The following is a 9,385-nucleotide window of genomic DNA, read 5'->3' as shown; positions in this document are numbered from 1 at the left end:
TTTCCAGGGCCGGGACCTTTCCCGCCGGGGCCGTTTCCAGGGCCGGGAACTCCCTTCCGGGGCTATGCGGATTCTAACGGGCAAGAAGTCAGCCTTTAATAACTATTCAAACAACAAGCAGCAATCATACAGCACGTAAATATTTCACCGGATTAATGATTACCAGCCTCATCTTTTGCAGAATAAGGAATTGAAAATACAGGGCATACGATTGAACAAATCAAAGCGGTTAAAAGTCTTTTGCATAAAAGATTTTTAACCGCTTTGTCCTTCTAAATTGAAGATACACAATATGCTTTGAGCTGCTAACTGTATTAACGCTCAATCTACACCACGTGAATAATTTACATGCTTAATTCCTATATCAACATATTGAAGTTGCGCTACCAGTGTCAGGAATTCCCCATCCCGCCTGTCCAAAACCCGTTGCCAAAGGAGAATGAAAGAAAAAAGCGCCACAACCCAAAGGGCTATGGCACTCAAATTATATCCAGATTAGGCTACATCATAGCCTTGGTCTTCAATAGCAGTCTTGATCTGGTCGAGGCTGACTTGGCTTTCATCAAAAGACACTTTGACACTATTTCCCGCCAAATCAACTTCTCCCTGAACGCCCAAAGGCTTCAGTGCGCCCTCAACAGCTTTTACACAATGGCCGCAAGACATGCCGGTAACCTGCAATGTAACTTCTTTCATCCGAATCCGCTCCTTTAAATTAATTATTAGTTATATGACTGATAGGGGTTGTAATGCCCCGGAAACAACCTAGTCTGCTATCGGAAACTTCCTGAATGGATTCTGCGCCTATCACCTTACTATACCCTCGTAATGTATAAAAAAGAATGGAGACGGCTGATGTCTTGCAACATCAATCCCCCTCAGCATGGACAAGCTCCATTCGCTTGCACTGGCAACGGAAGGTTTGGTTCGGCTCATCTCTCTCACGACTTACTTAATCAGCTTGTTAATCGTCTTGAGCAGTTCGTCGAGCACATCCTGGTCGCCTTCCTCGATCCGTTCAACCACACAGCTCTTCATATGTCCCTCAAGAAGCAGCTTGCCTACACCGTTAAGTGCGGACTGTACAGCTGCGATCTGGTTCAATACATCATCACAGTAGGTTTGACGCTCAATCATGCCTTTTATCCCGCGGACTTGGCCTTCAATCCGATTTAGACGGGCTATAAGACTAGCCTGAAACTTCTCAGAATGGTGACTTTTGCGCTCACTGCCTTCATTGACCTCACAATGCATATCACTTACCTGATGATCTGTCGCAGACAGCGGAGTTAACTTGTTATCCATGCGCCTCACATCCCCTTTCCTGCGAATAAAAAGCTGTCTATAACCTGCCGCAGCATTATCCTCAGCTTCCTCAGCGTCTTTATGTATTCATAATAGCATACCCCCTCCCTGTATGCAAGTTGTATTGTGCGCAAGGCTTTCCGGCAAAAAGTGGCGTTTTATTTTCTGAATTGTTACAATGCAACCAGCAGCTAAACCGAAAAAATTCTCATATCCAGGAGGAAGTACATCATGCTATATACCGAAAAATTGCGCACCTCACGACGGGATGAAATGATCGATATTACCCGCCAGGTTCGCTCCGCCGTTCTGGCTTCAGGTATCCGGGAAGGTCTTGCTGTTATTTATTGTCCGCATACGACAGCAGGAATTACGATTCAGGAAAATGCCGATCCTGATGTGAAGCATGATGTGCTCATGCGGCTTGATGAAGTGTTCCCGTGGGAGCATCCGAAATATCGTCACGCTGAAGGCAACACCGCCTCCCATTTGAAGGCGATCACGACCGGCAGTTCCCAGACTGTCATTATTCACGAAGGCAAGTTGCTGCTCGGACGATGGCAGGGCATTTATCTCTGCGAGTTTGACGGCCCGCGCACAAGAGAATTTCATATTAAACTTCAATAGACCCAACTCCGCGCGCCAGCAGCGGCTGTTTCTGTAACCGGACAGAGACAGCCGCTGTTGGCGTTCAAATCGAAGAAAATAAATATTTCATGCTTGACAAAGTCTTTCTTATTTATAATAATTATAAAAAAGGAATTAATTCATTTAAGTAATTACACCAAATCATTGAGGAGGGTTATACGATGAGTAACCAAACTATACACCAAATTCTGAACCGTCAAATTGCCAGCTGGAGTGTCCTGTATGTCAAGCTCCACCATTACCATTGGTACGTGAGCGGACCACAATTTTTCACCTTGCATGCCAAATTCCAGGAGCTGTATGAGGAAGCTGCACTTCATGTTGACGAGCTCGCAGAACGACTGTTGGCACTGCAAGGCAAGCCGCTTGCCCGCATGAGTGAATATTTGGAGGCAGCCAGTGTACAAGAAGCCAAAGACGGCGAAACTGCTGAGCAAATGGTCGATACCCTGATTGCCGATTACAGTGTATTGATTGCTGAACTGAAGGAAGGAATGGCTGCAGCACAGGGTCAAAATGATGAAACCACAGCCGATCTGCTGCTGGCAATCCACACCGGACTGGAAAAACACGTCTGGATGCTCAAAGCCTTCAATGGCAGATAACATTTAACGATTAAAAAGGGCTTTGCCTGTAGCAATTTACTGGCCCTTATCACATAGGCCTGCTGTCTCCCAGACGTAATTTCCGTCACCTTCATCGTTTTGCCTGATACAGGCCGCCCTATAAAAGAAACCCCTCCGGACTGGAAAGGAGCTCCTTTTCCAGTCCGGAGGGGTTTCTGGTTTTATTTCTTCTGGCTGGCAATCTGCTCCGCCAGTTCGTTCAAATAAGTCCATCTCTCCAACAGTTCATCCAGCTTCGCTTCCAGTCCGTTCTGCTTCTGAACCAGCTCCTGGAGGCGGACGGAATCACTGCCTGCTGCCTCCATCTGTCCGGAAATTACTGCCAGTTCGCTTTCGGTACCGGCAATCCATTCATCAATCTGCTCAAAGTCCTTCTGGTCTTTGTAGCTCATGCGCAGCGCCTTCTCCTTCTGTCCGCCTTGCTGTGAAGAGGAGACGGTGGCCGACGAAGCGCTGCGGCTCCCATCCTGCGTTCCCTTGGATTGGGAAGCTTGCTGGCTGGCAGCAGACTGCTCCTGATAATCGGTATAATTGCCGACATAAAGTTTGACCTCCCGATTCCCTTCGAAGGCCGCAATCCGCTCGGCTGTCCGGTCCAGGAAATAGCGGTCGTGAGAGACGATGATGACGACACCGGGGAACTCGTCAAGGTAATCCTCAAGCACCGTCAGCGTCGCAATATCCAGATCATTGGTCGGCTCGTCGAGCAGCAGCACATTCGGAGCCTGCATGAGCACGCGCAGCAGCTGGAGGCGTCGCCTTTCACCGCCTGAAAGTTTGGCAATTGGAGTCCACTGCATGACGGATGAGAACAGGAACCGCTCCAGCATTTGACCCGCCGAGATCAACTCTCCCTCAGCCGTCCGCACCTGCTCTGCCCCTTCACGGATATATTCGATGACGCGAAGCTGCTCGTCCATTTCCTCATGCTCCTGTGAGAACCATCCGAGCTTAACAGTCGGCCCAAGCACTACCGTTCCTGAATCCGGCTCCAGCTTGCCCGCGATCATCTTCAGAAGGGTGGATTTGCCGCTGCCGTTGCGTCCCACAATACCCAGCCTGTCGCCAGGCACGGCAATGTAGCTGAAATCCCCAATCAATGTTTTATCGCCGTAAGCTTTATGAATATGCTCAATCTCAAGGATTTTTTTGCCCAGCCGCTGGGATGCCACGGATACTTCCAGCTTGCCTCCGCTGCGTTCTGGTGCCGCGTCCTTAAGCTGCTCGAACCGGTCGATGCGCGCTTTTTGCTTGGTTGTACGGGCCTTGGCGCCACGCCTGATCCAGGCCAGCTCATTACGGAGCAAATTTTGCCGTTTGGCCTCTGATGCCGCTTCGCGTTCCTCACGCTCCAGCTTCAACTCCAAAAACCGGCTGTAATTCGCCGTGTAAAAATATGCCTGTCCGCGGTCCAGCTCCATTACCCGGTTGCTGACCCGGTCAAGGAAGTAACGGTCATGCGTAATCATTAGAAGCGCACCCTTGCGCTTTTGAAGCATGCCTTCCAACCAGGCGACGGATTCATTGTCAATATGGTTGGTCGGCTCATCCAGAATGAGCACATCGGACGGCTGGATCAGCGCCGCAGCCATCGCCACACGCTTGCGCTGCCCGCCTGACAGCGTGCCAAGCTTCGCATCAAAACCCGTAATGCCGAGCTTTGTCAGCGCGGTCTTCGCATCGCTCTCAAGCTGCCAGGCTCCCAGCTCATCCATTCTGGCATTGGCCCGGACAAGCCGTTCCTGCATGGCGCTATCGACCGGTCTTAGTTCCAGCGCCGTCAATGCCTCCTGATAGGCTCTGAGCGTTGTCATCTCCTCGGAGCTTCCCTGATAGAGATGCTCCATCACCGTCATTTCCGGGTCAAATACCGGACTCTGTGACAGCATCTGAATACGCACCCGATTACCGGTTGCTACCCGGCCGCTATCCGGCGGCTCCAGTCCGGCCACTACCTTCAGGAAAGTGGATTTACCGGTTCCGTTAACCCCGATAATACCCATCTTGTCGCCTTCCTCCAAGCCGAACGTCACATCCTGAAACAATACTTTTTCCCCGTAAGTTTTCGTTACATTTTCAACTGACAGCAAATTCATTGGCTCTTATATCCCTTCGCTGGCTTGTAAAAACACACCCATAATTTCGTTAGCCTTATTGTAGCATACAATCGGCCTCAGCGCCGAAGTGGAACGTTCTCCAGATCTGCCTATCGAAATAAAAGAAGGATTCCCGGCTGCGAAACCGGAAATCCCCCTTTATTGCCGCTCTTTGTTCGCATAAGACATTGCTTCCTCCTGGGCGTAGAACGCACGCAGCTTCCGCTCAGCCTCCAGATGGCTGGCCTTGAGCATCAGATCCGCTTCTTGCGAGCCGTCCGTGCTGTCCGGCTCCTCCCGATCTATTGCACGTGTAATAATCTCATACAGCATCCCCACATCAACACCGCCTTAAGCTAGTGATTCAACGAAGCTCTTGCCATACTGGATACAGTCCTGCTTTTCATCTGCAGAAGGGTTCAACTCAATCTTGAGTCCGTCCAGCACCTTCTTGCCGCCGCGCTCCTCCAATTTCGCAGAAAGGATATCGACCGCAGCCCCAAAGATAGGGTATGAAGAATCGCCGGAACCGAACACGGCGATTTTCCGTTCTTCCAGATTGATTTCATCCATTTCCTCATAGAAATCCAGAAATTCATCCGGAAGCTCCCCGTCTCCCCACGTATAAGCGCCAAGTATAATTCCGTCATACGCCTCAAGCTCGCTTGCATTCGTGTCCATGACTTCCTTCACTACCGGCTCAATCCCCGCTTCTCGAATCCCTGCCGTAATAGCATCTGCCATCTCCTCGGTATTGCCTGACATACTGGCAAACACAACAATAATTGTAGACAAATGTCTCCCTCCATCTCTTCTTATCAAAGGCTAGTGCCATCTATTTTAAATAATAATGATTCTCAATATCGACTAAAAAATAAAATGTTGCCATCCCGCAACGCTGATCTTAACATTTCACATTACAAATTGCGATTCCCCGTGGCAGCCGCTAGCGTGCTTATCCTCATCCGGATAAAGACTAAGCATAAGACGCAAATAGTCTATGGACTGCGCCAGTGAAGCCTGTACAGGAAACATCCGCTTCGTCTTCCCCGTCAGCAGGGAATGAATTTCAATCCTCACAGGCAAGGAGGAGAAGGCACTGCTGCAAAATACCGCGGCGTAATGACAGAAGGCATTCATTAATTCCTCGTTATCATTGACCACATATTTATGAACCACATAACCTGCCTCTGCTCCACCGAGCCCGTTATGTACGCCTGTTACCAGCTGAAAAATCATCGACAGCTTCCGGCCCAGATCCGGCTGGAATGTTTCCCACTGCTCGAACAGCAGCAGCGGCTCTGCTTCATCATGCTCCTGCAGCAGCATCGAAAGCTCTCCTGCAAGCCGTGTCTGCACGCTGGAATAATGCGCTCTTGATTCAAACGCACTTTCACGATTCGTCCATCTCCGCTCCAGAAGAGATGGAATAGCTAAGGGTGTCCGGGCAGCCTGAGGAAGCATGAAATACTCTTTGATCGCATGGCTAAGAGCATATTGGGACAACTGCCGCCAGTCAAGCTGCGGCCGCTTGTTCCTGTCCCTCTGCCCGCATTTGCAGCGGAGCAGTTCCTCGAGCTTATAATCCAGAATCGGCTTCATCATCATTTCGCCTTCCATCATTCACTGGCCTACCATCTGAACACCCTGAAACAGGGTAGCCAGATACAAGCTGTCCGCATCCGCGTCTATATCCGTAACGGGACAGCCCAGTTTCACAGATATCAAAGATATCCGGTTATGTATGACCGTAAGCCGATACAGCCCCCTGTCACAACATAGAAACACATTTTTCCCTTTTGTCACTACAGAGAATAGGAACATATTTGAGAATTTGAAGGTTTCAAACCCTCCACGCCCATTGCCCTGGACGAAATCCCCTTTGTCCGTTACACCGATAATCCGGCCATTAAACACCGCAAGAGAGGTCACAGCTGCACCTAGTTTGAGATCCATCCATGAATCTGCCAGACGGTCATATATAGCAATTCCTTGCTCCATTCCAAGTACAATGAATTGAGGCAAATACAAAAAATCATAAACGATTGAATTCGGGTAGGCCAGATTATGCCAATGATCCCGCATCCCGCTCCATAATCCATATTGCGTAGCTGCTAATGAGGTCTTTCCGATTTGTCTGTACTGGTAACAGCCGATGGACAATGTCGACGGCTCCCACTGCTCCTCAAAAAAATAAAACAGGCCATTATTTGTACATGCAAATAAATGTTCATCCTGTACGTACAGACGGTTCACATGGGTTTCCGGAGGCAGACCGGCGTCTACACTCTCCCAATTGCCTGATTTATATTTTCGCATCACACCCTGGCCCATCGGTGCGGCGATCAATGCATCCTCTCCAAATACTTTCACAGAGGAAAAATGAAATAAGTACCAATCCTTATGAGTAGGCGTGTCTTCTGACAAAATCGCCCCTCCTCCCAACTCAGTCATGGTTTTCATTTTAAATGATAATGATTATCAGTGTCAACTTTTATTTATCCGTATGAATCTGCCATTGTTTTTCATGCTGTAACCTTAACAATAAAGTGATCAAGCAGCTTGAGCACCTATCCATTACTGGCATATGCACAGACCGGCATCGATATTACTGAACTTGGAGTAGCAAGATTGGCTGATGTGTTTGAAGCTAGCAAATTACAAGCGGAGAAGCTGTCAGAGAGTATCTGGATCGTATTGGGGTTTATGACAGGAAAATCGGGGACAAGCCTGGCCAGGGAACAATCGTGACGCTTAACCAGCATGCGCCGGATGAAGGAACGGACAAGCGGCCATATGCCGCCTACTGCATGGCAACATATCAAAAACCGGAACTGCACGAAGCCAAGTTCCGGAGCCAGAGATATATGGGGCAGTATGAAATTTTAGCGGAGAGTTGTGGGCGGTGCTCCGATCAGCTTCTCAATTTGCGAACAGATTTCATGCTGCCACTCGCTGTCTCCTGTCATGGATGCCAGTAATGATATATTTCGAAGATGAGCCAGCTCCCGGCAATACGAGGCATTCACTGCCATACAGTGCTCCATATCCATTCTCTCCTGATCAGTCAGCTCCCGTGTGCTCTTCAAGGTCCACAATTCGGCAAGACGTTCGTGAATCGGCAATATAGCCACCTTGCTCCCCCCTTTCATTCATAGTATTACCAAAAGTATCTAGATGTAACAGCTTTTCGGCCTGTTCATGGATTCTTTTCCTTAAATCAGGTATGATAACATCAAATCCTGGCCACTTTAGTTGTTGGCTATTAGCTCAAACAAGATGGAGGCACCTTTTCGAAATGAAATTCAGGCTCAAAACCTATTCCAACCGGATCACGCCCACCCAATTTATTGTGCTTGGTTACCTGGCAGCAGTCATTTTGTCGACCATCATTCTGAGGCTTCCAATCAGCTGGCAAACAGGCGCAAGCCTCTCCTGGATGGATGCGCTGTTCACAGCAACAAGCGCAGTAAGTGTAACCGGATTGACGGTCGTCAATACCGGGGAAACCTTTAGTGAGTTCGGCAAGATCGCCTTGCTGTGCATGTTTCAAATCGGGGGAATCGGCATAATGACGCTCGGCGTGTTCCTGTGGATGATCCTGGGCCGGAATATTAGCCTGTCTTACCGCAAACTGATTATGGTAGATCAGAACCGTAATAACCTGTCCGGACTTGTACAGCTGCTAAAGCTTGTATTTATTCTCACCTTGATTATCGAGTCCGTAGGCGCGCTTATACTGACCGTGTATTTCAAGCTGGCCGGGGTGTATGACGACTGGTTGACAAGTTTTGTGCACAGCGTCTTTCATTCCATCTCAGCCTTCACTAATGCCGGCTTCGATATTTACGGAGATTCGCTGGCCACTTTTGCGAGCGACTATATGGTGCAAATCGTTACCATGCTGCTGGTACTGCTGGGCGCCATCGGGTTTCCGGTGCTGATTGAGCTTTATCAATACATTAAGAATAAGAAGAACAATTACCGCTTCTCCTTGTACACCAAAATAACCGGCATTATGTTCCTGGCTCTGATCGTGGGCGGAGCTGCTGGAATTTGGCTGCTGGAGAAAAATTTATATTTCGCATCCCTCAACTGGCATGAGAAGCTGTTTTATTCACTATTCAATTCCGTATCCACCCGCAGTGCGGGCTTCTACACGATGGATCTTAATGATTTCAGCAACCCGACGCAGATGCTGCTCGCAACGCTGATGTTTATCGGAGCAAGCCCATCCAGTGTGGGGGGCGGTATCCGAACCACAACCTTTGCTGTCATTCTGCTTACACTGGTCAATTACGCGGCGGGTCGCAGCGAGGTGAGAGTGTTCCGGAGAACGGTCAAGCAGGAAGATATTATCAAGAGCTTCGTCGTCTTTACAGCCGCGACGATGATTGTGATCGTGAGCACGGTGCTGCTCTCCTATACGGAGCATTCACATCTGCCGCTCATCTCGATCATATTCGAGATTTGCTCTGCATTCGGGACAAGCGGTCTGTCGATGGGCATTACGGGGGAGCTGTCATCAGAAGGCAAATGGGTGCTCATGATCATCATGTTCATCGGACGGATCGGCGTACTGTCCCTGCTGTTCATCTTCCGCACCAACAAGCGCAAACAGAACTTCCACTATCCAAAAGAGGATATTATTATCGGGTAACAAGCAAAACCCTCCGTTGGCAACCATGTCTCATGGCTGCCAACGGAGGG

Annotated in this window: 12 protein-coding genes; 4 read left to right on the top strand and 8 right to left on the bottom strand. The window is 49.1% G+C overall.

Annotated elements, in window-relative coordinates; translation table 11 throughout:
* Window positions 1–495 precede the first annotated feature (495 nt).
* Both copZ and H583_RS0126280 read right to left on the bottom strand, forming a co-directional pair.
* Complete coding sequence (gene copZ, locus H583_RS0126285) at window positions 496–696, bottom strand: copper chaperone CopZ (RefSeq protein WP_028563085.1); 201 nt, start codon at window positions 694–696, stop codon at window positions 496–498.
* Window positions 697–948: 252 nt separating this feature from the next.
* Window positions 949–1,254: a metal-sensitive transcriptional regulator gene (locus tag H583_RS0126280; protein ID WP_154666013.1), complete on the bottom strand. Its 306-nt coding sequence runs from the start codon at window positions 1,252–1,254 to the stop codon at window positions 949–951.
* 282 nt (window positions 1,255–1,536) lie between these two features.
* Between H583_RS0126280 and H583_RS0126275 the strand changes: the two genes are divergently transcribed.
* Both H583_RS0126275 and H583_RS0126270 read left to right on the top strand, forming a co-directional pair.
* Window positions 1,537–1,932: a secondary thiamine-phosphate synthase enzyme YjbQ gene (locus H583_RS0126275; RefSeq protein ID WP_028563083.1), complete on the top strand. Its 396-nt coding sequence runs from the start codon at window positions 1,537–1,539 to the stop codon at window positions 1,930–1,932.
* A 182-nt stretch (window positions 1,933–2,114) separates the two neighbouring features.
* Window positions 2,115–2,558 carry a Dps family protein gene (locus H583_RS0126270; protein ID WP_028563082.1) on the top strand — a complete coding sequence of 148 codons (444 nt, stop codon included), beginning with the start codon at window positions 2,115–2,117 and terminating at the stop codon, window positions 2,556–2,558.
* 182 nt (window positions 2,559–2,740) lie between these two features.
* On the opposite strand, the gene H583_RS0126265 is transcribed toward H583_RS0126270, so the two are convergent.
* The 5 genes from H583_RS0126265 to H583_RS0126245 all read right to left on the bottom strand — a co-directional run bounded on the left by H583_RS0126265 (window position 2,741) and on the right by H583_RS0126245 (window position 7,102).
* Window positions 2,741–4,675, bottom strand: coding sequence for an ABC-F family ATP-binding cassette domain-containing protein (locus tag H583_RS0126265; RefSeq protein WP_028563081.1), 1,935 nt, complete (start codon window positions 4,673–4,675; stop codon window positions 2,741–2,743).
* A 159-nt stretch (window positions 4,676–4,834) separates the two neighbouring features.
* Window positions 4,835–5,014: a hypothetical protein gene (locus H583_RS0126260; protein WP_028563080.1), complete on the bottom strand. Its 180-nt coding sequence runs from the start codon at window positions 5,012–5,014 to the stop codon at window positions 4,835–4,837.
* Between the two features lie 12 nt (window positions 5,015–5,026).
* Window positions 5,027–5,470 (bottom strand): flavodoxin, encoded by a 444-nt coding sequence (locus H583_RS0126255; RefSeq protein WP_028563079.1) that lies wholly within the window; start codon window positions 5,468–5,470, stop codon window positions 5,027–5,029.
* 117 nt (window positions 5,471–5,587) lie between these two features.
* On the bottom strand, window positions 5,588–6,298 hold the full coding sequence (locus tag H583_RS0126250) for a hypothetical protein (RefSeq protein WP_028563078.1): 711 nt from the start codon (window positions 6,296–6,298) through the stop codon (window positions 5,588–5,590).
* Window positions 6,299–7,102: a hypothetical protein gene (locus H583_RS0126245; protein WP_051237051.1), complete on the bottom strand. Its 804-nt coding sequence runs from the start codon at window positions 7,100–7,102 to the stop codon at window positions 6,299–6,301. It lies immediately after the preceding gene.
* Between the two features lie 135 nt (window positions 7,103–7,237).
* Here H583_RS0126245 and H583_RS0126240 point away from each other — a divergent pair, with 135 nt between their 5' ends.
* A complete protein-coding gene (locus H583_RS0126240; protein WP_028563076.1) occupies window positions 7,238–7,426 on the top strand; it encodes a hypothetical protein in 189 nt (62 codons plus the stop codon).
* A gap of 134 nt (window positions 7,427–7,560) precedes the next feature.
* On the opposite strand, the gene H583_RS0126235 is transcribed toward H583_RS0126240, so the two are convergent.
* Window positions 7,561–7,809: a DUF7667 family protein gene (locus H583_RS0126235; protein ID WP_028563075.1), complete on the bottom strand. Its 249-nt coding sequence runs from the start codon at window positions 7,807–7,809 to the stop codon at window positions 7,561–7,563.
* Between the two features lie 164 nt (window positions 7,810–7,973).
* Here H583_RS0126235 and H583_RS0126230 point away from each other — a divergent pair, with 164 nt between their 5' ends.
* Window positions 7,974–9,335 carry a TrkH family potassium uptake protein gene (locus H583_RS0126230; protein WP_028563074.1) on the top strand — a complete coding sequence of 454 codons (1,362 nt, stop codon included), beginning with the start codon at window positions 7,974–7,976 and terminating at the stop codon, window positions 9,333–9,335.
* Window positions 9,336–9,385: the final 50 nt, after the last annotated feature.

The organism is Paenibacillus pinihumi DSM 23905 = JCM 16419, assembly GCF_000422505.1.
GTDB classification, from domain to species: Bacteria; Bacillota; Bacilli; order Paenibacillales; family Paenibacillaceae; genus Paenibacillus_D; species Paenibacillus_D pinihumi.
The sequence above is the reverse complement of the archived record's forward strand: the minus strand, read 5'-3'. Positions and strand labels throughout refer to the sequence as shown.

Coding starts and splice junctions, on each gene's coding strand:
- copZ (WP_028563085.1), bottom strand. CDS start 696: ATGAAAGAAGTTACATTGCAGGTTACCGGCATGTCTTGCGGCCATTGT.
- H583_RS0126280 (WP_154666013.1), bottom strand. CDS start 1,254: ATGCATTGTGAGGTCAATGAAGGCAGTGAGCGCAAAAGTCACCATTCT.
- H583_RS0126275 (WP_028563083.1), top strand. CDS start 1,537: ATGCTATATACCGAAAAATTGCGCACCTCACGACGGGATGAAATGATC.
- H583_RS0126270 (WP_028563082.1), top strand. CDS start 2,115: ATGAGTAACCAAACTATACACCAAATTCTGAACCGTCAAATTGCCAGC.
- H583_RS0126265 (WP_028563081.1), bottom strand. CDS start 4,675: ATGAATTTGCTGTCAGTTGAAAATGTAACGAAAACTTACGGGGAAAAA.
- H583_RS0126250 (WP_028563078.1), bottom strand. CDS start 6,298: ATGATGGAAGGCGAAATGATGATGAAGCCGATTCTGGATTATAAGCTC.
- H583_RS0126230 (WP_028563074.1), top strand. CDS start 7,974: ATGAAATTCAGGCTCAAAACCTATTCCAACCGGATCACGCCCACCCAA.